Below are 23,396 nucleotides of genomic sequence, written 5' to 3' on the forward strand. Positions count from 1 at the left end.
TTTTTCTTAAACTTTCATTATTGAGAATTCATCAAGAAAGTGATAAAATAGACAAAGAAAAACGTAAAGGAAACTATCATGGCTCATATTAAATTTGACTATTCAAAATTAACTCCATTTGTAGCAGAAAATGAATTGGACGAAATCCAATGGCAAATTACTGCTGCTGACAAAGTTCTTCGTGAAGGAACAGGTGCAGGCGCAGATTTCCGCGGCTGGATTGATCTTCCAGAAGACTATGACAAAGAAGAATTCGCCCGTATTCAAGCTGCTGCTAAGAAAATCGCTGGAGAATCAGAAGTTCTTGTCGTACTTGGTATCGGTGGTTCATACCTCGGTGCACGTGCTGCAAATGATTTCTTGAATTCAACATTCGCAAACTACCAAACACCCGAACAACGTAAAGCACCCCTTGTTCTTTATGCAGGTAACTCAATCAGCTCAAACTATCTTGCTGACTTAGTTGAATTTGTTGCTGACAAAGATTTTTCAGTAAACGTTATTTCTAAATCAGGTACAACAACAGAACCAGCAATTGCCTTCCGTGTTTTCCAAAACCTTTTAGTTGAAAAATACGGTGTAGACGGTGCTAATGATCGTATCTATGCAACAACAGACAAAGCAAAAGGTGCTGTTAAAGTAAACGCTGACGCTAATGGCTGGGAAACTTTCGTTGTTCCAGATTCAGTTGGGGGACGTTTCTCAGTATTGACAGCGGTAGGTCTTTTGCCAATTGCAGCTGCTGGACACGACATCAAAGCCTTGATGGATGGTGCTAACGCTGCTCGTAAAGAATATGTTAAGACAGACATCAAAGAAAATGATGCATACGCATATGCTGCACTCCGCAACATTCTTTACCGCAAAGGTAAATTCTCAGAAATCTTGATTAATTATGAACCATCACTCCAATACTTTGGCGAATGGTGGAAACAATTGGCAGGAGAATCTGAAGGAAAAGACCAAAAAGGAATTTATCCAACTTCAGCTAACTTCTCAACTGACTTACACTCTCTTGGTCAATGGATTCAAGAAGGCACTCGTACAGTATTTGAAACAGCTATTCGTGTTGCTAAGCCACGCAAGAATATTGATATTCCTGTCTTTGAAGAAAATCTTGACGGTCTCCGTTACATCGAAGGAAAAGATGTTGACTTTGTTAATAAAAAAGCCGCAGATGGTGTATTACTTGCCCATACTGATGGTAACGTCCCTAACATGATTGTTGAACTCCCTGCACAAGACGAATTCACACTCGGTTATGCTATCTACTTCTTCGAAATTGCCATTGGTATTTCTGGTTACTTGAACGGAATCAACCCATTCAACCAACCAGGTGTTGAAAGCTACAAACGTAACATGTTTGGATTGCTTGGTAAACCAGGTTACGAAGAATTAACGGACGAACTTAACGCACGTTTGTAATTAAAAATGAACTAAAAGGCCATGTCCTCAGTGACGAGGCTTTTTTTTATTTGTTGGACAATCATTTTTCAAAAAAATAGTCGGGTTAACTCTCAAGTCATACAAGACCTTATCTCAAAATTTTTTTGTGGGACTGTGCAATTATGTTTGGAGAAATTAAGCTTGAATTATTGAAAAGTGAGCTCGAACTTTAAAAAAGTTATGCTTATTTTGACGGGGCTTAAGCCTAGTTTTTGATTAAAGTTATGCTTAATTTTAAAGAAAATAAAGCTTGATTTTGTTAGGAGAAAGCCTAGTTTTGACATAAATTGAGTTTAATATACAAAAACTGTCGATAGCTTGTTGTCTAATGCGAAATGCTTTGTAAATATTGCCAAGGCTTTTCTTTTTGCCTCTTCTTCATGCCACCGACACTCTCCATAATTGTTCTCATTTATCGTCTCAGTCTCTATTTGTGCTATAATCAGTCTAAGATTTTAAATTTTAGTGAATAATTGGAATAAATTAAATGAAGGATTTTTTTGAACTTAACCGGAATCTCAAATTACGGATTCTGATGACATTTATTGGTGTCATGACATTTTCGACTATCGGAAGCTCGATGACCATTTACTATAATGAATATCTTGGTGCAGGAATGACGGGACTTTTGTTGATTATTTCGAGCACAATCTCATTCTTAGTAGGGATTTGGGCTGGTCATTTTACTGATTTACAAGGTCGCCGTCGAACGATGATTTTGGGAATGATCGCCTCTGCTTTTGGGGCAGCTTTGGCAACTTTTGCTAATTCACCTGTACTATTTAATCCTTGGTTGACTTTTATTGGACTTGTCTTTTCAAGCTTCGGTTTCGGCTTTTTCAATGCTGGAGCAAGTGCAATGATGGTAGATATTACAACACCAGCCGACCGAAAAATTGTTTTCTCACTCAATTATTGGACATTAAATGTCGGTGTGGCTGTGGGATCGGGCCTCTCTGGATGGCTTTTTCGTGACCACCTTTTTCTGCTCTTATTACTAGTCTTTGTTAGTGATTTGATTAATTTACTTATTGTTGCTCTCCTAATTGAAGAAACATTTGACCCCCGACTTCATGTTGAGCATCAGGAAACGAATATTATTAAAGCATACATTCAGGTTTCCAAGGACAAAACATTTATGCTTTATTTATTAGCCACTTTATTTGTAACCATGCTTTTTCAACAAATGGATTACTTTATTCCGGTCCATTTATCCAATAATTTTAAGACAAGTTCTTTATTTGGACTTGAAATTTATGGGCAACGTATGCTAACAATTATGGCCATTTTAAATACATGTATGGTGGTATTGCTATTATCAACAGTGAGGAAGTCGACACAACATTGGTCCAACAAGCGGGGCTTTGTATTTGGAGCGGGATTAATGGGCGTTGGTTTCGCGATTGTTTGTTTTGGAGATTCTATGATTTGGGAGATAATTGGAGCAATATTAAATGTTTCAGGGGAACTTATCTTTGTGCCATTTGAACAATCTTTACGAGCGGATATGATGGATCCAGAACAGGTTGGAGTCTATACAGGAGCATTCACGGCAATTCAGCCGATGGCTCAAATTATTTGTGGGCTATTAGTAACTTTATCGCCACTGTACGGTCATATCGGAATGGGAATCATTCTACTTGTAGTCACCATTTTGGCCATTATCCCAGCTGTTTCAGCCATCACCCGTTACGAAAAAAGGCTGACCATTTAATGTGTAAGTACGGATGGTTAATTAAGCAAAACTAATTTCTCTTTCTTAGAGAAAACATATTTCCAAAATCGGCCCATTTGATTCCTTTTGTGTTACAATTACAGATAATTCAATAAAATTCAGGAATTTAGAAAAATTAGGGATTATGAGAGACTTTTGGAATTTAAAGCGCAATCTACAAATAAGGATTTTGATTGTGTTTTTGGCGTCATTTAGTTATGGCACCGTTTTTTCTTCAATGACAATTTATTACAATCAACATCTTGGCGCCACAATCACGGGTGCCTTTCTTGCCACTTCAAGCCTGGCAACATTTGTTTCAGGCTTGTTGGCTGGTTTTTGGGCGGACAAATTTGGACGAAAACCAGTTATGACTTGGGGAACGACGATTCAAGTAATCGGTTCTGTTATTGCACTTTTATCGAACGTTCCTGGTCATGTAAATCCATGGACAACATTTCTTGGCTTTTTGTTGATTTCATTTGGCTTTAATTTTGATGTAACTGCAGGATCTGCTATGATAATTGATGACTCAATGCCAGAAAATCGTAAAACAGTATTTATGCTTAACTATTGGGCGCAAAACTTATCCGTGATTATTGGAGCAGCACTTGGAGCGTGGCTTTTTAAACCAGCCTTTTTCCTTTTACTTATCATTTTACTGGTGACAATACTCGTCACATTAATGATTGTCCTATTCATGCTGACCGAGACCTTTACCCCCCTTGTCAGAAATGATAAAGAAAAGGAAAGTGTCTTTTCGAGTTATAAGACGGTTTTGGCTGATAAAACATATGTCATTTTTATCATTGCCAATGTCCTCACAACGATGATTATCATGCAATTTGACAATTTTTTACCTGTTCATTTGTCCAATTCTTTCCGAACCGTAACCATTTTTGGTTTCCAAATTTACGGACAACGGATGCTAACGATCTATTTAATATTAGCTTGTGTGATGGTCGTGACCTTGATGACAACAGTAAACAAATGGACGCATAAATGGTCACATAAGAAAGGATTTGTCCTTGGAAGTATCTTGATGACTATGGGTATGATTTTTGCTTTTATGACAACAACTTTCTCTCCAATATTTGTTGCGGGGATTATCTATACGTTCGGAGAAATCATTTATACGCCAAGTGTGCAAAGCCTTGGTGCCGATTTAATGAATCCTGAAAAAATTGGGGCTTACAACGGACTCGGTGCTGTGAGACAACCCCTTGCATCAATTATTGCGGCTGGTCTCGTTTCAGCGTCACCATTCATCAAAGCGACAGGTGTAAGTATTGCTTTACTAATTGCCGAAATTTGTGCAATTTTACTTTGTGTCCTTGCAGTTAATCGACACCAACAAGAACGTCATAATTTAAAAAAGTCAAGGTAAAATAGGAAATTGTTCGCTTTTTAGCAAAAATAAGTAGATATGATATTGATTTATAAAAAGGAGCTTTATGAAAGATTTTTTTGAATTAAATCGAGTGATTAAACTGCGGATCATCATGATGTTTTTGGGAATATTCAGCTATAGTACCGCAGGAGCATCAATGGCCATTTACTATAATCAGAATATGGGTAGTGCTGTGACCGGCATTCTATTAATTATCGGCTCAATTGTTAGTTTTTTGACGGGGATTTTTTCAGGGCATCAAGCGGACTTGAGAGGCCGCCGGCCAATTATGTTGATTGGTGGAATCGTTAGTATTTTAGGCGCGAGCCTCGCTGCTTTTGCGAATTCCCCTGCTTTTTTTGACCCTTGGCTTACGTTTTTTGGTTTTTTGATTTTTTCTTTCGGAAGTGGATTATCTGGAACGGCGGCAGAAGCAATGTTGGTAGACATAACAGACAGTGAAAATAGGAAAATCGTTTATTCACTTGGTTACTGGGTAATTAACTTGGCAATTGCATTTGGTTCAGCTATTTCAGGTTGGTTCTTTAGAGATTATCTCTTTGAGTTACTCCTCTTTATTTTAATTTGCACAGTCATTAATTTATTAATTGTTGTGCTTTGGATTCCTGAAAGTTTTGATCCCAAGCGGTTGAATGATCATCAAAGAAATTCACTTTTACAAGCATATCGCAGGGTTTCGAAAGATAAAATTTTTATGATCTATCTGATCAGTCTTATATTTATGAGCATATTCTATGCCCAATTTGAATATGCTTTGCCCGTTCATTTGAGTAATACGTTTAAAAGCATCAGGTTCTTTGGTTTTCAAATTTATGGGCAACGGATGCTGACGATTATGTTATTGATAAATACAGTCCTCATTGTCCTTTTTCTGTCAACGGTCCGTAAGGTTACAAACCATTGGTCAAACAAAAAAGGGGTGCTCATTGGTGCTTTATGTACAGGAATAGGTTTTGCTATTGCTTTATTCTCACAAATATTTGTATTAGAAATCATTGCCATTTTATTGGAAACAATTGGTGAAATGATTTTGGTTCCTTTTAGCCAAGCTTTGACAGCTGAGATGATGAATCCCAATCAAGCTGGCGCCTATTCAGGGATGGTTACAATAACTGGCCCGGTTGCCGCCTTTCTCACAGGGCTCTCCGTATCTGGTACAGCCTTTTATGGTGATATTGGTCTTGGTCTAATTATTTTATTCGTCACAGGAGGAGTCTTAATAACTGCCTTCCCTGCAATAACAATGCATGAAAAGAAAAAACAAGGAACCTAGTGTTCCTTTTAGAATGTCGTATTATGAAAGATTTTAAAACACTCCATCCCACAATAAAAATTCGTTTACTTATGAATTTTATTGGCAGTCTATGTTTCAGCACCGTAGGTGGTTCAATGACCATTTATTACAATAAATATATGGGTGCGGGTATTACTGGGATTTTATTAATATTGAGTAGCATTATGGTTTTTGTCGTAGGACTCTACGCTGGTCATTTAACTGATCAACGTGGCCGCCGTCCAATCATGCTCTTCTCAACAGCGGTCACAACGGTGGGTGCAGCAGTTGCAACCATTGCTAATAGCAACTTTTTCTTTGATCCTTGGATTACCTTTCTTGGCTTTCTGATTTTGAATTTTGGATTTGGCTTTTTCAATACGGCAAGTCAGGCAATGATTGTTGATTTGACGACTTCGGAAAATCGGAGAGTAGTTTATTCGATTCAATATTGGATTATTAATTTTGCAATACTATTAGGTTCAGGCTTGTCAGGGTGGTTCTTTAGAGATTATCTGGTTTGGCTATTACTTGCAATTACCATTGAAGAATTCGCTAGCTTCCTTGTCGTTCTCTTTTGGATTGATGAATCATTTGGTCCAGAGAGTCAATCGACACGGCAAGAAGTCAATATTATTAAGGCTTATTTCACAGTAGCAAAAGACAAAGTATTCATGTATTACTTATTTGCTTCAGTTTTTATCGCCATGATTTTCAATCAAACAGATTATTATTTACCTGTCCATTTGAGCGATGGTTTTCACGCTACAACTTTTTTAGGAATCGAAATCTACGGACAAAGAATGCTGACCATTTTTCTAATAATTAATACTTTAATAATCGTCTTGTTTATGAGCACATTGAATAAATGGACTAGAAATTGGTCGCGAAGTAGCGGAATTGGAGTTGGTATTTTATTGGAAGGTGCAGGATTCATTATTGCCTTCTTGGGCAATAATTTTGCCTTTGAGGTCACTGCATCAATTGTTGCAACGTTTGGTGAAATGATTTTGGTTCCATTTTCACAAGCGCTGCGCGCAGATTTAATGGAGGGGGACCAAGTCGGAACATACACAGGTGCGTTTTCAGTTACTCAACCTGTTGCGTCTGTTTTATCGGGTGCACTGGTTTCATTTTCAAGCCTTTATGGTAGCTACGGAATGGCAATTGTTATGGGCTTTATTATTTTGTTAAGTATTGTTCCCTCTATTAAAGCAATTCGGTTGCACGAAGGACAGAATTAAAATGTTATAATCAAATAATGAATTATACAAAACGTAGAGAAATTATTACACTCATATTATCTTGTCTTGTTCTGGGCTTAGTCGTTGGACTAAGCTCATCCTTCTTGAGTCTTATTCTTGAATTTGTCGAAAAAGTTTTTTTAAATTTTGAAGAAAGTTCGGCAAGACCCTACGCATCTATGACGGACCCTGTGCATCGGCTAATTTCGATTTTTATTGGTGGACTAATTGTGGCATTCGTATGGTGGCGGATTCGATTGAAACGGGAAGCACTTGTCACAATACCAAATGCCATAAAGGGCAAAGAAATGCCTGTTAAATCAACAATTTTACATGTTATCGCACAAATTTTTTATGTCGGAACTGGTGGCTCGATTGGACGAGAAGTTGCACCGCGTGAAGCTGGTACCATGTTCGCTCAGCAATGGCAAAAATTGATGTCCCGTTTTTCCTTTTTTAAACTTGCTCCGAGTGATGCTGAACTCTTACTCGCAGCAGCAGCAGGTGCCGGATTTGCTGGCGTTTATATTGCTCCATTGACAGGAATGTTCTTTTGTATCGAAATTTTGTTAAAAAAAGCGACTGTAAAGACAGTCACTGTCAGTTTGTCGATGTCCATCATTGCGATGTGGGTAGGCTCTCTATTTAAAGGTTTTACCCCCTATTATGCCATTCCAGATTTACAATTTTCTTTAGCCTTGACTCTGCCTGCTTTATTGGTGGGACCTCTTTCAGGAATAATGGGAATTTATTTTAGAAAGCTGTTTAAATGGGCTGAAAAAAATCAAACGAAGGACAAGGGGATTTTGTGGCAGCTCCCTTTAGTTGCTTTACTGACAGGAATAGTTGCATTGTTTTTCCCCCAGGTGATGGGAAATGGACGTGGTGCGGCTCAATTTGCAATGAATTCAGCAAACATGTCATTGCTGACAAGCTTACTACTAATAGCAATTTTGAAGGCTATTTTAACAGTCCTAACGATCCGTTCGGGTGCAAGTGGTGGAACACTTACACCATCGATTGCGCTCGGTGCTTGTCTTGGAGCAGTCATTGCCATCTTATTTAATTGGACTTGCTTCCCCATTTCAGTCGCACAAGTTGCTGTCATTGGAGCGGCTGCTTTATTAAGTGTTTCACAACGAGCCCCACTTATGGCGAGTTTTATGATGATTGAAGTAACACATTTAAATTACACCGCAATTATTCCGTTGGGATTAGCCGTTCTTTTAGCAAAATTGACAGAAAAACTATTTGAAAATAAAAATAAAAAAGCACTCTAAAATGGAGTGCTTTTTGAATTAGATTGGAAAAACAACAAAGACCATTACGTCCCATAAAGCGTGTGAAATAATAATAGTAAACATGTTGCGGTTGTATTTGTAAAGTAAACCCCAGAATGTACCACAAATTAATGCTGCCATAAAGAGCATAAAGTTGAAGGCCCAAATGTGAATCGCTGCATAGACTAGTGTAGCAACGGCGAAACCAATCCACGGTCCCCATTTTTCAGTCATGCGTTCCATAACAAAACCACGCCAGAAAATTTCTTCCGCTGGACCAATGATAAACAGTAAGAGAAGCGCGATCATGACTAAACTTGAACCAGATTTCAAGCCGTAAATAGCACTAACTTGAGGTGCTGCGAAGTGGAAAAGATGAATTGAAATAAAATTGCCAATCCAAAAGACGACCCACATAAAGGCGGCAGAAGCGATACCGATGATTAAGTCGCGCCATGAGAAATGGAATTTTTTCCAAAATTGATTGCCTGCAAGAAGACTTAGTGTGATCAATACCACGCCCGAGAAAGCCATTGTTAGCCAGAAATTAACGTGCATTTTAGTCCAAGGACTGAACATAACGAACCACAAAGCTGCGGCAACAAGGATAATATAAGAGAGTTTTAATTTATTTTTCATTTTATTAGTTCTAAATGTGATGATTAAAAAATCATTGAGAGAAGCATTGAAAGAATGAGTGCCCCAGAGACAAACAGTTGCAAATTGGCCGTCATTTTATCGAGGTCTTTAATGGTTGTTTTATCAGTTTCAGTTGCTTGATCAACAAGTTTGGTATTTTTAAACGCAATAGGTAAAGTTGCCAAAGAAATTAAACTCCAGATAGGGAGTTGTTTAAAAATTACTGAAATGATAACAATCACGTATGAAAGATAGGTCAGCAAATTGTAGTATACAATTGAATTTTTAACACCTAAAATGCTAGCAAATGTTTTAATACCTGCACTTGTATCATTTTCAATATCACGTAAATTGTTGGCATGTAAAACGTTGACCGTAATTAAAGCGAAATGGATACTTATGAAAAGAAGCGTACCACTAAAATGTTGGGTCATCGTGAAGTAGGTCCCCATCATAATTGTTGGACCATAAACGAGAAAAATAAGTAAATCTCCCATCGCAATAGCTTTAAATTTACGGTAATAAACCGTTCCTAAAGTTCCAAAAAGGCCAATCCATAACAGAGGCAGACCTGACTGACTTGTTAAATAAAGACCAATAATAACACCTAGAGTCGTGATGATTCGTCCAAATGTTTGAATTTGTTTGGGCGTAAAGCGACCGCTCGTGATAATATCTGTCCCGACAACTGAACCTGGTTTATCTATACCATTTTTGAAATCGTAATAATCACTGATTAAATTACCGCCAGCTTGGAAAAAAACGGAACCAATAACAGCAAGGACTCCCAAAGGCCAACGACTAGAATATTCGGGTGCATCAACAAGCACGAATAAAACGGTAAATAAAGTTGGCAAAGCCGTAACAACGAATGACCAAGGACGAGTTGCGATGAACCAGTCTTTTGGCTTTAAAGTATAAGTATTCATTAAAATTTCCTTTGTTTATTTACTTATGAAAATTCATAAATTTATTATAAAAGCAGTATTTACAAATTATAACAAATTTTCTTTGTAAATTTTAGAACAAAGTTTTTTAAATTAATTTTGATATAGAAAAAATATGTTAAAATAGAGCATAGAAATAAGGGCCACAAAAGGAGATTTCTACCTAGGCTACTATTTGAAAATGAGAAATAAGAAAATGAGTACAGAATAATGAGAGTAGTCGCAGGAAATTATGGCGGTCGTCCACTAAAAACATTGGCAGGAAAGACCACCCGACCAACAACAGATAAAGTTAAAGGTGCAATATTTAATATGATTGGTCCCTTTTTTGAAGGTGGTCGGGTGTTAGATCTCTATGCTGGTAGTGGTAGCCTCTCAATCGAAGCCGTTTCTCGAGGAATGGATTTTGCCGTACAAGTCGAAAAAGACCGCTCAGCTCAAATGGTCATCAATGAAAATATTAAAATGACGAAGGAAACTGATAAATTTCAATTGATGAAAATGCCAGCAGAACGTGTATTATCAGTACTGACAGGCCAATTTGATTTAGTTTTACTGGATCCGCCTTATGCAAAAGAACAAATCCAAAAAAATTTGTTAGAAATGCAAGAAAGAAATTTACTCACAGAAGAAGTTGTTGTTGTTTGTGAAACGGATAAGATGGTTGAACTACCATCACAAATTGGACGGCTCAATCTGACTAAGCAAAAAACGTATGGAATTTCTAAAATATCAATTTATAAATTTTAATGTCAATTTGGTTGACAGGATCGTAAACTTGATTGACATCGCTGAATAAAGGAGTAGTATGATTGAGAGAATAGGGCTTTATACAGGGACTTTTGACCCTTTGACAAATGGACATTTAGACATTATTAAACGTGCAAGTCAACAATTTGATCACCTTTATATTGGGATTTTTAAAAATGACCAAAAAAATCCGATGTTTCCGACTGATCAACGTGTCGAAATGATTAGAGAAACAATATCAGGACTGACAGAATTAGAAAATGTAACCGTCATTCGTCATGAATCTGATTTGACCGTTAATGTTGCTAAAAAACTAGGCGTAACAGCTTTAGTTCGGTCAGTTCGAAATGCAACCGACTTGGAATATGAGAAAAACATGTGGATTTTCAATCATGCGATGACGGATGTGGAAACGATCTTGTTTATGGCAAAGCCTGAATTTGAATTCCTGAATTCAACTCGGATGCGTGAATTAACAGCATTCGGACAAGATGTGAGTCAGTGGGTTCCAGAAAATGTGGCGCATGAAATTGAAAAACTCCGCAAAAAATTGAAAAACGAGATAAAATAAAGAGAAAATAATGAAAAATGAAAAGTCAACTCCTTCTCTAAATTCAAAAAAGAGAAGTAAACTATTAAAACGCATATTAATGATTGGCTTACCAATTCTTGCAGTCATCGCCCTAATTGTTCCGACAAATAATTACATTGAAGTCCCTGGAACGACAGAATCCGTGAATCAAATGGTCAAAGTTGATGGTAAAAAGGATCAGTCAAAAGGAAATTTTTATTTGACGACCGTTGAAATTGCACAGGCCAACTTAGCGATGATGATATATGCTCATTTTAATTCGTTTGCAACGATTTATAGTGCAGAAGATCTGATGGGGAATTTGTCGAACTCACAATATGATTTAGTGAATCAATTCTATATGCAGACGGCACAAAACACAGCTATTTATCAGGCTTTCAAACAAGCAAAAATGCCCTATGAATTGAAATACGATGGCGTTTATGTGCTTGACATTTCAAAAAATTCAACGTTCAATGATAAATTACAAATTGCTGACACGGTAACCGAAGTGAATGGAAAATCATTCAAGTCATCTGAAGAAATGATGAAGTTCATCCAGAAGCAAAAAGTTGGCGACCCAGTTAATATTAAAGTTACAAGAATTGATGGTGGAAATCATAGTTTTGACGGACATTTTGTTAAAATTTCAACTGGTAAAACGGGAATTGGCATCAGTTTAGTTGATCACACTGAAGTGATTACGACGCCGAAAGTTACCATTGATGCAGGTCAAATCGGTGGTCCAAGTGCTGGAATGATGTTTACGCTAGAGATTTATAGTCAAATCACGGGCAAAAATTTACGAGACGGCCGTGAAATTGCTGGTACAGGAACAATCAATTCAGATGGGTCAATTGGTCAAATTGGTGGCGTTGATAAGAAAATTGCTACGGCAAGCAAAGAAGGCGCCAACCTTTTCCTTGTCCCCGATTCTGGGAGTAAAAAAGCAGATGATAATAATTATTTGGCTGCCAAAGCAGCTGCAAAAAAATTAAACACGAAAATGAAGATTATTCCTGTTAAGACTTTGCAAGATGCAATTACTTATCTTGAAACAGGGAAAATTAATGATTAATCCAGTTTTTACTGGATTTTTCAAGTTTAATATTCGAATATATGAGAAAGGTTGAACATGGATAAAAAAATTGGACCTACTTTTGCAATGCTTCGTGAAAATAAGGCATTAACTTTGAAAGATGCGACTGCAGGTGAATTTTCGATTGCTCAGTTGTCAAAATTTGAGCGAGGAGAATCAAATTTAAGCATTGACAAGTTTGTTAAGGTATTGAAGAATACCCAAATTGACCTTGATGAGTTTCAAGATATGTACGAAAACTATCAGTTTTCAGAAGATTATTTTTTTCATAATGACCTGGGTGCAGCGCGTCGAATTGGTGATTTGAATAAAATGAAAAAATGGCTTAATTATTGGACGGAGCAAGTAAAAAAAGAGCCGCAAAAAAAATTTAATCGATTGAATCAAGCCGCCGTACAAATATCATTGCAGGAAACCGCAGGTTTATCTATTGAATCTGGAAGTCTAGAATATATTGTTACTTATCTTGACAAAGTTAGCCAATGGAGCCGTTATGAACTGTTTATTTTCAGTATTGTGCAAAATTATTTGGATGATAACATGCTAAAACACTACGGCCATCAAGTTTTTGAAATGGCTAATTTTTATCAAAATATCCATTTGAATCAACAAATGGTCTTACGGACCATGTTAAAATTAGTAGATACCTGGCTTGATCGTCATAATTTACCTCAGGCACTGAATTATCTAAACTATGTCAAAAATATTGGGATTAAAATAGATTTTTTTGATGAGGCAATCACTTACCGTTATCAAGAGGCACGTTATCGCTACCTGCTAGGTCACAAGGATAGCAAACTGGTAATGTATGATTGTGTTCATGATCTTGAAAAATATGGCTACTCTATTGAGGCTGAAATTTTATACAAAGAAATTGAGAAGCTCTAGTTTTCCTATATGAGAAATTCTTGCACAACCAACCAATTAAATAATAAAATGGGTTAGAAATTTCTTAACCCATTTTATTATTGCTCATATTCAAATCATTGCTTTATTTAAATTAAATTTTATAATAAAAATAGCATTAATGTAATTTTTAGAATATATAACAAAGGAGTAAATTTGGAAAAAAGCTTTGATCCTAAAATAGGACAGACCATGTTATTTGTACGGAAAAATAAACAGCTGAAATTAAGAGAAATGACTGGAGGATTGTTTACCGAGTCCCAACTTTCTAAATTTGAAAAAGGAGAGACAGACATTACAGTCGGTAAATTTTTCAAACTCCTTGAACACGCAAATATTTATCTTGATGAATTTCAACATGTATATAATGACTATATTTTAGCGGAGACCATGGAATTTCATCAAGAATTAGCACAGGCTTATCAGAAAAGAGACCTTATGACGCTTCAAAAATGGTTGTTTTTTTGGAAAGATAAAGCAAAATATGAACCCGATTTAATAGGCAATAAGATTAATGAAATCGTTGTGTCATCCGTAATTTCTGCGGTGAAAGGTTCAGTTGTGTTTAAAGAAAACATTACATTTTTAATGGATTATCTTGACAATGTCAAGGAGTGGGGGCGCTTTGAAATCTGGATTTTTGGAAATTGCCTGCGTTTTTTTGATGAGGAAGCATTGAAATATTACGCCGGCTACTTACTAGGTCGAACCAATTTTTATTGGAACATGCATCTGAATAAACAACTGGTGATTGGGACTTATTTGAATATTATTGATGCTTTTTTGAAAAAAGGCAACTTAATTTTTGCTAAAAAGTACATTAATTACTTAAATGAACTGGAGATTGGTCCCAATTTCTTTTATGAGAAAATTACATTGACATATCATCGTGCTCATTACCAATTTTTGCAGCACAAAGCTTCCAAGCAAGGCATGATAAATTGCGCCAAGACTCTAGAACAGTATGGCTTTTTGATAGAATCGAGAATTCTTTTTGAAGAAATTGATAAAATATAAGCAAATTTTATATATTCCAAAAATTTTTCTTGAGACTTAAAACTGTGCTAAACTTAACTCAAAAAAAGGAAAGGGGCTGAGTCCAATGGAGCTAAATAAATTGAAATGTCGTTATTCAAAACAAATACCTTAGGGTTGAAAACTATAAAAAGGAATAATCATGGAAAATTCAATTAAAATTCAATCGCAACTTATTAGAATTGGTCTCCTCTCAATTGTAACTATGACAATTTTAGCTTTTGGCTTGGCCCTCAAAGCAAGTGCAGATACAACAACAGGCATTGCTCCTTTGATGCAGGAAGCCTTAACTGGAGGAAACTCGGATGTCTTACGTGAAACAGGGGAAGATTCAAATTATATTTACTACATAGATCTTACTACTGGGCAAAGTGTGACCTATAATTTGAAAACTGGAGTTTATTATTACTATGGATAAAATGAAAAATCTGATCTCTTTTGCAATGTATAGAAGTATTTCTGGTTTTGTTCTTTTGGCTGGCTTTATTCTAAGCTTCCAACTCCCATATTTTGATGTTGTTATGCCAGTTGGTGTAAATCAGGCAACAGGCTTGTCAAATTTGATCCTAAGCACATTTAATTCAAACTTAGTGGCAAGTGCTAAAAATTATATTAGCGTGAGTTCATTCTTTTTATTCTTGTTTCTTTGTATAATTTATCTCGCATTTAGAAAACGATTGGAGAGCTTCGCCTATGTTCTTGCCAGTTTGATAGCAGTGGCTGCCGTTTGCTTAGCGTGCTCTTTATTCATTGAAGTATTATTGTCAGGTCAATCAGTTAAGTTCGTTATACTCTGGCATACATTGGGTTGGGGGTACTTTATATCAACACTACTCAGTTTTGTGACGGTCATCTGGATATATATTAACGTCCGTCAAAGTAAAGAATAATTTTATATAAATGGTCAGTCTTGTCAGTAATGGAAGGACTTTTTTATAAAAAAACTCCCCCTTTCATCACTAGTGACAAAAGAAAGAGTCAGGCAGAGCATTAATTAAAGTTGGTCAATCAGGAGTTGTTTAATTTCACTGATTCGAGGTTGACGTGGATTGGCTGGCGTGCATTGGTCATCATAAACGAGGTCTGCAAGCTTGTCAAGTTCACGTTCAAGGTGATCTTCTTTGACTCCGTTTCCTGATAGAGTGATGTCAATTTCAATGCTATCCGTCAGTTTTTTGATTTCAGAGATTAAGTTTTCTACTGCAGCTTCGTCTGAATCACCTTTAGTTGCAAATCCCATGAAACGTGAGATTTCTGCATAATCGGCTTGTGCACGGTAAGTCTCATAACGTGGGAATGGAGTCCGTTTTACGTTGCCGGTGACTGCATTAAATTTGATTACATGGGGCATCGCAATCGCAATTGCCAACCCATGAGGAAGACCGAATTCACCGCCTGTTTTATGTGCAAGGGAGTGATTAATTCCAAGGAATGCATTAGCGAATGCCATCCCAGCAAGTGTTGCCGCATTGTGCATGTTTTCGCGCGCTTTTTGACCCTCTTTGGTCGGTGTACTTGGATTGTAGTTATATGACTCGGTCAAATTTTCAAAAATAAGTTTGATGGCCTGAAGCGAAATGGGTTTTGTATAGTCAGAAGACATAACAGAAACGTAAGATTCAAGTGCATGTGAAAGTGCATCAATTCCTGACCAAGCCACAGTACGACGTGGAACAGTCATAACAAATTCAGGGTCAACAATGGCAACTTGTGGTGTCAATTGATAATCCGCAAGTGGGTATTTCACATGAGTTTCGTCGTCAGTAATGACAGCAAATGGAGTAACTTCTGAACCAGTACCAGATGTTGTTGGAATAGCAACCATTTGTGCTTTATGAGGATGATAGAATTTTATGATACGTTTACGAATATCAATGAATTTTTGAGCTAATTCTTGGAAAAGCTCTTTCAATGATGCATCATCATTCAAGTCAGCCTCGCCACGAGCATCATACTCATAAATCAAGCGGCCAATTTTTCCAGCGTCAAGTGCGGAGCCCCCACCAAGACAAATGACAGTGTCAGGTTCGAAAGCCTTCATTTGACGTGCAATAGCAATCGCTTCAGAAAGGGTTGGGTCTGGGTGAACAGAACCGTAGATGCTCGTCTCAACTTGAACAGGACGAACAGCGAGTTGTTCTAAAATTTTATCAACGAAGCCGAATTTAACCATCCCTGGGTCCGCAACGATAAACGCTTTGTGAACGTGTGGTAATTCTTGCAAGTAGCTGATAGAATTTTTTTCGTAGTAGATTTCTTTTGGCAAACGAACCCATTGTGGGCGATTACGACGTTTAGCCACTGTTTTAATATTCAAAAGATCATATGTACTCAAATTATGTGAAAGCGAATTTTTCCCCCATGAACCGGTTCCAAGTGTAAGTGATGGACGCATTGCATCAGTATAAATATCACCTACGCCACCAATTGAATCAGGTTGATTGACAAGAATACGTGAAGCCTCAACACGTTCGCCAAATTCTTTTACAAATGGATCATCCATTGCACCGATTTGAATGGCGGCATTGTGTCCAGCACCTTGATATGAGAGCAAAGCACGTACAATTTGAATACCTTCATCACGCGTTTCAGATTTATATAAAGAGAGGAGCGGTGAAAGTTTTTCAGATGAGAGCGCTTCGCCGATATTTTTCTTGTCTAATTCGAAAAGGAGTACATCTTTGTCCTCAGGGACAGTTACGCCCGCTTGTTCAGCGATCCATTGACCAGAACGACCAGCAACGGGTCCTGTAACACCATACCCATCTTCACGTTTGACAAAAACATAATCTTCAATTTTCTTGTAATCTGTTTTTGGAACCATGTAAGCACCATGAACTTGCAATTTCTCTACAAAAACATCATAAATAGACGCATCGATTACAGCCGAATTTTCAGTTGCACAAATCATCCCATTGTCAAAACGTTTTGAAAGTAGTAAATCATCTACAGCACGTTCGATATTTGCTGTTGCATCGATATAAATCGCACCATTTCCGGCGCCGACACCAAGTGAAGGATTTCCAGATTTCAATGCAGCGTTGACCATTCCTGGCCCACCCGTAGCAAGAATTGTGGCAATTCCAGTGTTCTGAATAAGTGCTGAGGTGTTGTCAAGGCTTGGGATCTCAACCCATTGAATAAAGTTTTCAGGAGCGCCTGCTTCAAGTGCAGCTTTATAAACAATTTCTGCAGCATGACTAGAACATTTCTGAGCTTGAGGATGGAAAGCAAAGACAATTGCATTTCGTGTTTTGGCCGTCAATAAAGATTTGAAGATCGTTGTTGAAGTTGGGTTCGTTGTTGGTACAATCCCTGCTAGAACACCAAGAGGACTTGCAATTTCTACTGACCCTGCAACCTTATCTTCGTCAATTACACCAACTGTTTTATCATTTTTAATTGCATGGTAAACTGATTCTGAGGCAAAATGATTTTTTGTATCTTTATCTTCAACCACACCTCGACCAGTTTCGTTGACAGCTTCGTGTGCCAAAACAAGTGAATTTTCACTTGCAGCAAGGGCCATCGCAGCGACAATCGTATCTACTTTTTGTTGCGTATAGCCTTCAAATTTTAAAACGGCCTCATGTGCTTTTTTTACTAATTCCCCAGTATAGGCAGCAGCGTTAGCCTTTTTTTCTTCAGCTGTTAATTCAACAACTTTACTTTTTTCTTTAACCATTGTTGGAATTTCTCCTTTGTGATTTGATTCACTAACATTTTATGTGAATATTTTAACAAATAGTTTTAGAATTGTCAACTGATAATGTGATCGTTTTAACAAACTTTTTAAAAAGAATGATCTACTTAATCATACCAACATCTCAAGTGATTCCAAAATGATATGGGAGAATAAAAAAACACTGGAAATTTCAGTGCTTTTAATGTGATTTTAGAAGGGGTGATCAATATGGTAAAACGCATGTTATCTCGGGAGCATAGAAATCTTTTTGAGCAACTGTCAGTGCCCCCGTATCTTTATTTCGCTCAAATAGGGTGAGATTATCAGAATCTTGATGGGCAACAACGATGAAATCTTCAGTCTTATTGAAATTGAAATCTCGCGGAATATTTCCTTCCGTAGCAGTCCAACCAATTCTTTCGACAGAAGCGCCATTTTGAGCAACTTTAAAAGTAACGATAGAGTCATGTCCACGGTTTGAAAGATACAAGAATTTACCGTCAGCAGTCAGACGAATTGCAGCAACACCATTAAACCCAGTATGTGTTTCTGGGAGAGTTGAAATCTTTTGCAATAAAGTAAAAGTTCCGTTTTCATAAGCTAGGACTTCAAGCGTAGAATCAAGTTCACATGCTAAATAAGCAAATTTTCCATCGGCTGAGAAGGTAATATGACGATCACCAGAACCAGGTGCTGAGAAGTAAATTAATTCATCTGATAATTTACCATCATCACTAATCGCGTAGGTATACACAGCATCATTTCCTAAATCACAAACAACTAAACGATTGTCGGGTGTTAGGTTAGCGAAATGGCAAAGTGCCCCTTTTTGTTCAGGCTTTGGACCATGAAGATCTTCATGCTTGACGGTATCTGCAAGCTCAATTTGTCCGTCAGAAAGTCTTTTATAAACACGAACCTCTCCTAGATGATAATTCGCAGCATAGACTAGCCCACGCTTCTCATCGACGGCTACGAAACAGTTCGAAGCTCCAGGTGCAAGAACACTATTGAGTTTAGTTCCTTTATTCCCATCAAATGAAAAGGCTGAAGTTCCACCGTTGCCATTTTCAGCAGCCACCGTATAAAGATGATTATGAGCATCTAATGTCAGATAAGTTGGCCCATTCACTTCTGTAACAAGTTCCAAATTTGACATTTCAGAACGCTCTGTATTCAAATTAAATCGATAAACCCCTTTAGATTCACGTTTTGTGTAACCACTGATAAGAAAATTTTCAATCATGAGCATTTACTCCATTTTTTCTAATTTAATAGTAATAGTTTAACATAAAATGAGCGCTTACAGAACAAACAGCCTTCGTCCATAAAGATAAAAGAATTACTTGCACAAAAAACAGAAAAAACTTGCAAAGAAAAAGGAAATAGTGTATAATAATAGAGTTGCATTGTAGACACTTGTGTTTATGGACTGTAACCATTTCACATCCTGTCTCGACGAAGTCGTGGTGTACGCAAGTATTGCGGCTGCGGATGAAAGACAGGAGAGGAAAAACTATTTTAAAAGGAGACATTCAAATGTCAGTTATTTCAATGAAACAACTTCTTGAAGCTGGTGTTCACTTCGGTCACCAAACTCGTCGTTGGAACCCTAAAATGAAACCATACATCTTCACAGAGCGTAATGGAATTCACGTTATCGACTTACAAAAAACTGTAAAACTCGTTGACGATGCATACAATTACATGAAAGATGCTTCTGCAGAAGGTGCCGTTGTACTTTTCGTTGGTACTAAAAAACAAGCCGCTGAAGCTGTTAAAGAAGAAGCACTTCGTGCTGGTCAATACTATGTAAATCACCGTTGGCTCGGTGGGATGCTCACAAACTGGAAAACTATCCAAACTCGTGTAGCACGTCTTAAAGAAATCAACAAGATGGAAGAAGATGGCGTATTTGATGTATTGCCTAAAAAAGAAGTTGTGCTTTTGAACAAAGAACGCGAACGTCTTGAAAAATTCATCGGTGGTATTGCTGATATGCCTCGTATCCCAGATGTAATGTACATCGTTGACCCACATGCGGAACAAATCGCTGTTAAAGAAGCAAAAACTCTTGGCATTCCAGTTGTAGCTATGGTTGATACTAATGCAGACCCAGAACCAATCGACGTTGTAATCCCTGCAAATGATGACGCTATTCGCGCAGTTAAATTGATTACTGCTAAAATGGCTGACGCTATCATTGAAGGTCGCCAAGGTGAAGATGCTGGTGAAGAACAAGTTGTTGAAGAAGCTGCTTCAGAAGAATCACTTGAAGAACTTGCTGAAATCGTTGAAGGCAAATAATTCTTACTAAAATGTAATGACCAAGCAGGCGGAGGCCCTACGCCTCTACCTGCTTTTTATTTAAAAAATCTGTCAGTACTGACAAAAAGTACTGATTATGTTCGAATAAAAGGAGAAAATACTCATGGCAGTAACAGCAGCAATGGTAAAAGAATTGCGTGAAAAAACTGGTGCAGGCGTAATGGATGCTAAAAAGGCACTTGTTGAAACTGATGGAAATATGGAAGCAGCAGCAGAATTGCTTCATGAAAAAGGAGCTGCAAAAGCAGCTAAAAAAGCAGACCGCGTAACAGCAGAAGGTTTGACAGGAGTTGCCGTTGACGGGAATTCAGCAGCACTCGTAGAAATCAATTCTGAAACTGACTTCGTTGCTAAAAATGACCAATTCGTAGAACTTGTTAAAGAAACAGCAGAATTAATTGCTAGCAAAAAACCAGCTGATAATGAAGCTGCGCTTGCACTTACAACTAAATCTGGAGAAACATTAGAACAAGCATTCATCCAAGCAACTGCAACTATCGGTGAAAAAATTTCATTCCGTCGTTTTGTATTGTCTGAAAAAACGGATAGCCAACACTTTGGTATTTACCAACATAATCAAGGCCGTATTGGTGTCGTTTCAGTTATCGAAGGTGGCGACGATGCGTTGGCTAAACAATTATCAATGCATATTGCAGCAATGCACCCAACAGTTCTTTCTTATACCGAACTTGACCCAGCCTTTGTTCATGAAGAAATTGCTAAAATGAATCACGATATTGACCTTGACAATGAAAGTCGTGCTTTGGTTGATAAAGCACCATTGCCACACCTTGTTTACGGATCAAAAGCTCAATTGACTGACGAAGTTATTGCAAAAGCCGAAGAAGACATTAAAGCAGAACTCACTGCTGAACATAAACCAGAAAAAATTTGGGACAAGATTATCCCAGGTAAGATGGCTCGCTTCATGGTTGATAACACAAAGGTTGACCAAGAATACACACTCCTTGCGCAACTTTATGTAATGGATGATAGCAAAACAGTTGAACAATACCTTGAAAGTCAGAACGCTAAAGTCGTAAGCTTCGGACGCTTTGAAGTGGGAGAAGGAATTGAAAAAGCTGAAAATGATTTTGCAGCAGAAGTTGCAGCACAAGCTGGAATGTAATCAATTCTTTAAATAAAACGAAATAAAATATTAAAATCCGTCTTCCAGATGGGTTTTTTTATTGAAAATTGTGAAAATACTTAAAAAAAATAATGTATTTATCAGGTTTTATGTGCTATAATTATATACGAGGTTTTGTACCTAAAAAAACCAAAACTAAATAAGTGAAATAAAAAATTTGGAGTAACCCATGTCAAGTACTATTATTATCCTGATTGTTGTACTCGTAGCCATCATCATTGGCTTCTATATTTTCGCAATGGTTATGCGTAAAAAAACCGAGAATCGAATTTTAGATCTTGAAGAGCGTAAGGAAAACCTATTCGACCTTCCTGTTCAGGAAGAAATTGATTCAATTAAAAAAATGCATTTAGTGGGTCAATCTCAGACCATTTTCCGTGAATGGAACCAAAAATGGATTGACTTATCATCCAATTCATTTGCTGAATTGGAAAACCATATTTTTGAAGCGGAAGATTTAAATGATTCTTTCCACTTTTTCCGTGCTCGTGAGTCCGTTGCAGATAGCGAAGGACAAATTGAAGTAATGGAAGATGAAGTGAAAACTATCCGCGATGGGATTGCTAAACTTACTGAACAAGAAAAACGAAATTCAAATAAAATTCAGGAGTCATTAGACCTCTATGAATCGCTTCGCAACGACATCACTGATAATTCTGCTGTCTATGGATCAGTAATTACAGAAATCGAAAAACAATTGGACAACATCGAAACAGAGTTTTCGCAATTTGTGACCCTCAATTCAACTGGAGATCCAATTGAAGCTGCAGAAGTTCTAGAAACTGCTGAAGAGCATACTATTGCCCTCAGAGCGATTACAGAACACATCCCTGAATATATCGAACAACTTGAAAAAGATCTTCCGAAACAAGTTTCCGAACTTGAAGAAGCCTATGAAAAATTCGCTGAAGAAGAATATGCCCTCCCAAGTAGCATTGATATTGACGAAAAACTTGAAGATGTGCATCGCACTTTAAATAATGCCCGTGAGTACCTAGAACAATTTGAACTCGAACGTGTAGAAACAGAGTTGGAGCAAATTCAAGGTAAAATTGAAGATCTCTATGCCATTTTTGAAAAAGAATACGGTGCACGTCGCAATGTTGAGAAACGCTCTGGCGTACTCAGAGAGTATATCGAACATACTCGTCAAAATAATAAAAACCTGCTACTTGAAATCGATCACGTCACCCAATCTTATGTCTTGTCAGGCAATGAGAAAGGTTACGTTCGCGGTTACCAAGAACATCTGGATACTCTCGATCAAGATGTAAATGAAATTCTCCGTGATATTTCAGATCACACTGTTCCTTATTCTCAATTGTCTCGTCGAGTAAATGGTGTTGTTGACGCACTTGAGGATATTGAAAAGAATCAACTGAAAATCAGTAATCTCTTAGTTGGTCTCAAAGATGAAGAAAAAGCAGCACAAGAAATTGCTGATAAATTTGACTCAGAGTTGAGAACGATCAAACGATATGTGGAGAAAAAGAATCTCCCAGGCTTGCCAAAAGATTACTTGGATCTGTTCTTCATGACGGGTGATCGTGTTCAAAGTTTATTTAAAGAATTAAACAAAGTGCGAATCAACATTGACACTATTAATCACTTGGTTGATGTTTCTACAGAAGACATGCACGTTTTGAAAGATGCTACAGATAACTTAGTAGACCATGCAATTCTTGCAGAACAATTGATGCAATATGCTAACCGCTATAAAACAACCGATGAACGTGTTGCAATAGGAATTGCTAAATCAATGCATCTATTTGAAGCCAGCCAAAACTACAATGCTTCATTTGATGAAATCACTAAGACACTAGAAACTGTTGAACCAGGTGCTGCCGAAAGAATTTCCCGCGTTTATTTCAAGGATAAAGTGAAAGCAGAATACAGATAAAAAATTCTCCTAAAGGGA

Annotated in this window: 20 protein-coding genes; 16 read left to right on the forward strand and 4 right to left on the reverse strand. The window is 37.3% G+C overall.

The window, feature by feature from the left end:
- Nucleotides 1–78 precede the first annotated feature (78 nt).
- The 6 genes from RT41_RS06815 (at nt 79) to RT41_RS06840 (ending at nt 8,368) form a co-directional block, all read left to right on the forward strand.
- Entirely contained in the window at nt 79–1,425 is a 1,347-nt protein-coding gene (locus RT41_RS06815; protein ID WP_096818390.1) for a glucose-6-phosphate isomerase, read from the forward strand.
- Nucleotides 1,426–1,933: 508 nt separating this feature from the next.
- Nucleotides 1,934–3,160: an MFS transporter gene (locus RT41_RS06820; RefSeq protein ID WP_054639616.1), complete on the forward strand. Its 1,227-nt coding sequence runs from the start codon at nt 1,934–1,936 to the stop codon at nt 3,158–3,160.
- A gap of 145 nt (nt 3,161–3,305) precedes the next feature.
- Entirely contained in the window at nt 3,306–4,547 is a 1,242-nt protein-coding gene (locus RT41_RS06825) for an MDR family MFS transporter (protein ID WP_096818392.1), read from the forward strand.
- Nucleotides 4,548–4,614: 67 nt separating this feature from the next.
- Nucleotides 4,615–5,844, forward strand: coding sequence for an MDR family MFS transporter (locus RT41_RS06830; RefSeq protein ID WP_096818394.1), 1,230 nt, complete (start codon nt 4,615–4,617; stop codon nt 5,842–5,844).
- Between the two features lie 23 nt (nt 5,845–5,867).
- Nucleotides 5,868–7,088: an MDR family MFS transporter gene (locus tag RT41_RS06835; protein ID WP_054639614.1), complete on the forward strand. Its 1,221-nt coding sequence runs from the start codon at nt 5,868–5,870 to the stop codon at nt 7,086–7,088.
- A gap of 17 nt (nt 7,089–7,105) precedes the next feature.
- Nucleotides 7,106–8,368 carry a chloride channel protein gene (locus RT41_RS06840; protein ID WP_096818396.1) on the forward strand — a complete coding sequence of 421 codons (1,263 nt, stop codon included), beginning with the start codon at nt 7,106–7,108 and terminating at the stop codon, nt 8,366–8,368.
- Nucleotides 8,369–8,386: 18 nt separating this feature from the next.
- Here RT41_RS06840 and RT41_RS06845 read toward each other — a convergent pair whose 3' ends face one another.
- The gene (locus RT41_RS06845) at nt 8,387–9,007 is read right to left on the reverse strand and encodes a CPBP family intramembrane glutamic endopeptidase (protein WP_054639613.1); all 621 of its coding nucleotides are present in this window, start codon (nt 9,005–9,007) and stop codon (nt 8,387–8,389) included.
- Nucleotides 9,008–9,030: 23 nt separating this feature from the next.
- Nucleotides 9,031–9,936, reverse strand: a complete 906-nt coding sequence (locus tag RT41_RS06850; RefSeq protein ID WP_054639612.1) for a prenyltransferase — start codon at nt 9,934–9,936, stop codon at nt 9,031–9,033.
- Nucleotides 9,937–10,164: 228 nt separating this feature from the next.
- Here RT41_RS06850 and rsmD point away from each other — a divergent pair, with 228 nt between their 5' ends.
- The 7 genes from rsmD (at nt 10,165) to RT41_RS06885 (ending at nt 15,205) form a co-directional block, all read left to right on the forward strand.
- Entirely contained in the window at nt 10,165–10,704 is a 540-nt protein-coding gene (rsmD, locus tag RT41_RS06855; RefSeq protein WP_096818398.1) for a 16S rRNA (guanine(966)-N(2))-methyltransferase RsmD, read from the forward strand.
- A 58-nt stretch (nt 10,705–10,762) separates the two neighbouring features.
- A complete protein-coding gene (gene coaD, locus RT41_RS06860) occupies nt 10,763–11,275 on the forward strand; it encodes a pantetheine-phosphate adenylyltransferase (protein ID WP_096818400.1) in 513 nt (170 codons plus the stop codon).
- Nucleotides 11,276–11,285: 10 nt separating this feature from the next.
- Nucleotides 11,286–12,353 (forward strand): SepM family pheromone-processing serine protease, encoded by a 1,068-nt coding sequence (locus RT41_RS06865; RefSeq protein ID WP_096818403.1) that lies wholly within the window; start codon nt 11,286–11,288, stop codon nt 12,351–12,353.
- A 57-nt stretch (nt 12,354–12,410) separates the two neighbouring features.
- Nucleotides 12,411–13,262: a helix-turn-helix domain-containing protein gene (locus RT41_RS06870; protein ID WP_096818405.1), complete on the forward strand. Its 852-nt coding sequence runs from the start codon at nt 12,411–12,413 to the stop codon at nt 13,260–13,262.
- Nucleotides 13,263–13,436: 174 nt separating this feature from the next.
- A complete protein-coding gene (locus RT41_RS06875) occupies nt 13,437–14,297 on the forward strand; it encodes an Rgg/GadR/MutR family transcriptional regulator (RefSeq protein ID WP_096818407.1) in 861 nt (286 codons plus the stop codon).
- A 160-nt stretch (nt 14,298–14,457) separates the two neighbouring features.
- Nucleotides 14,458–14,733, forward strand: coding sequence for a hypothetical protein (locus RT41_RS06880; RefSeq protein WP_054639611.1), 276 nt, complete (start codon nt 14,458–14,460; stop codon nt 14,731–14,733).
- Nucleotides 14,726–15,205 (forward strand): hypothetical protein, encoded by a 480-nt coding sequence (locus tag RT41_RS06885; protein WP_054639610.1) that lies wholly within the window; start codon nt 14,726–14,728, stop codon nt 15,203–15,205. The genes RT41_RS06880 and RT41_RS06885 overlap by 8 nt, the downstream gene beginning before the upstream one ends.
- 104 nt (nt 15,206–15,309) lie before the next feature.
- Here RT41_RS06885 and adhE read toward each other — a convergent pair whose 3' ends face one another.
- Together adhE and RT41_RS06895 are read right to left on the reverse strand one after the other, a co-directional pair.
- Nucleotides 15,310–18,000, reverse strand: coding sequence for a bifunctional acetaldehyde-CoA/alcohol dehydrogenase (adhE, locus tag RT41_RS06890; protein ID WP_096818409.1), 2,691 nt, complete (start codon nt 17,998–18,000; stop codon nt 15,310–15,312).
- Nucleotides 18,001–18,223: 223 nt separating this feature from the next.
- The gene (locus RT41_RS06895) at nt 18,224–19,246 is read right to left on the reverse strand and encodes a lactonase family protein (protein ID WP_054639676.1); all 1,023 of its coding nucleotides are present in this window, start codon (nt 19,244–19,246) and stop codon (nt 18,224–18,226) included.
- Between the two features lie 293 nt (nt 19,247–19,539).
- On the opposite strand from RT41_RS06895, the gene rpsB reads away from it, so the two are divergent.
- The 3 genes from rpsB to ezrA all read left to right on the forward strand — a co-directional run bounded on the left by rpsB (nt 19,540) and on the right by ezrA (nt 23,378).
- Nucleotides 19,540–20,307, forward strand: a complete 768-nt coding sequence (gene rpsB / locus RT41_RS06900; protein WP_054639608.1) for a 30S ribosomal protein S2 — start codon at nt 19,540–19,542, stop codon at nt 20,305–20,307.
- Between the two features lie 124 nt (nt 20,308–20,431).
- Nucleotides 20,432–21,457, forward strand: coding sequence for a translation elongation factor Ts (tsf, locus tag RT41_RS06905; RefSeq protein ID WP_096818410.1), 1,026 nt, complete (start codon nt 20,432–20,434; stop codon nt 21,455–21,457).
- 190 nt (nt 21,458–21,647) lie between these two features.
- The gene (ezrA, locus tag RT41_RS06910) at nt 21,648–23,378 is read left to right on the forward strand and encodes a septation ring formation regulator EzrA (protein ID WP_096818412.1); all 1,731 of its coding nucleotides are present in this window, start codon (nt 21,648–21,650) and stop codon (nt 23,376–23,378) included.
- Nucleotides 23,379–23,396 lie beyond the last annotated feature (18 nt).

Origin of the sequence: Lactococcus fujiensis JCM 16395, from assembly GCF_002441655.1 — a bacterium.
Taxonomy (GTDB): Bacteria; Bacillota; Bacilli; order Lactobacillales; family Streptococcaceae; genus Lactococcus; species Lactococcus fujiensis.

What these genes read in the sequence shown, in the direction of transcription:
- RT41_RS06815 (WP_096818390.1), top strand. Translation starts at nt 79, where the DNA reads ATGGCTCATATTAAATTTGACTATTCAAAATTAACTCCATTTGTAGCA.
- RT41_RS06820 (WP_054639616.1), top strand. Translation starts at nt 1,934, where the DNA reads ATGAAGGATTTTTTTGAACTTAACCGGAATCTCAAATTACGGATTCTG.
- RT41_RS06825 (WP_096818392.1), top strand. Translation starts at nt 3,306, where the DNA reads ATGAGAGACTTTTGGAATTTAAAGCGCAATCTACAAATAAGGATTTTG.
- RT41_RS06830 (WP_096818394.1), top strand. Translation starts at nt 4,615, where the DNA reads ATGAAAGATTTTTTTGAATTAAATCGAGTGATTAAACTGCGGATCATC.
- RT41_RS06835 (WP_054639614.1), top strand. Translation starts at nt 5,868, where the DNA reads ATGAAAGATTTTAAAACACTCCATCCCACAATAAAAATTCGTTTACTT.
- RT41_RS06840 (WP_096818396.1), top strand. Translation starts at nt 7,106, where the DNA reads ATGAATTATACAAAACGTAGAGAAATTATTACACTCATATTATCTTGT.
- RT41_RS06845 (WP_054639613.1), bottom strand. Translation starts at nt 9,007, where the DNA reads ATGAAAAATAAATTAAAACTCTCTTATATTATCCTTGTTGCCGCAGCT.
- RT41_RS06850 (WP_054639612.1), bottom strand. Translation starts at nt 9,936, where the DNA reads ATGAATACTTATACTTTAAAGCCAAAAGACTGGTTCATCGCAACTCGT.
- rsmD (WP_096818398.1), top strand. Translation starts at nt 10,165, where the DNA reads ATGAGAGTAGTCGCAGGAAATTATGGCGGTCGTCCACTAAAAACATTG.
- coaD (WP_096818400.1), top strand. Translation starts at nt 10,763, where the DNA reads ATGATTGAGAGAATAGGGCTTTATACAGGGACTTTTGACCCTTTGACA.
- RT41_RS06865 (WP_096818403.1), top strand. Translation starts at nt 11,286, where the DNA reads ATGAAAAATGAAAAGTCAACTCCTTCTCTAAATTCAAAAAAGAGAAGT.
- RT41_RS06870 (WP_096818405.1), top strand. Translation starts at nt 12,411, where the DNA reads ATGGATAAAAAAATTGGACCTACTTTTGCAATGCTTCGTGAAAATAAG.
- RT41_RS06880 (WP_054639611.1), top strand. Translation starts at nt 14,458, where the DNA reads ATGGAAAATTCAATTAAAATTCAATCGCAACTTATTAGAATTGGTCTC.
- RT41_RS06885 (WP_054639610.1), top strand. Translation starts at nt 14,726, where the DNA reads ATGGATAAAATGAAAAATCTGATCTCTTTTGCAATGTATAGAAGTATT.
- adhE (WP_096818409.1), bottom strand. Translation starts at nt 18,000, where the DNA reads ATGGTTAAAGAAAAAAGTAAAGTTGTTGAATTAACAGCTGAAGAAAAA.
- RT41_RS06895 (WP_054639676.1), bottom strand. Translation starts at nt 19,246, where the DNA reads ATGATTGAAAATTTTCTTATCAGTGGTTACACAAAACGTGAATCTAAA.
- rpsB (WP_054639608.1), top strand. Translation starts at nt 19,540, where the DNA reads ATGTCAGTTATTTCAATGAAACAACTTCTTGAAGCTGGTGTTCACTTC.
- tsf (WP_096818410.1), top strand. Translation starts at nt 20,432, where the DNA reads ATGGCAGTAACAGCAGCAATGGTAAAAGAATTGCGTGAAAAAACTGGT.
- ezrA (WP_096818412.1), top strand. Translation starts at nt 21,648, where the DNA reads ATGTCAAGTACTATTATTATCCTGATTGTTGTACTCGTAGCCATCATC.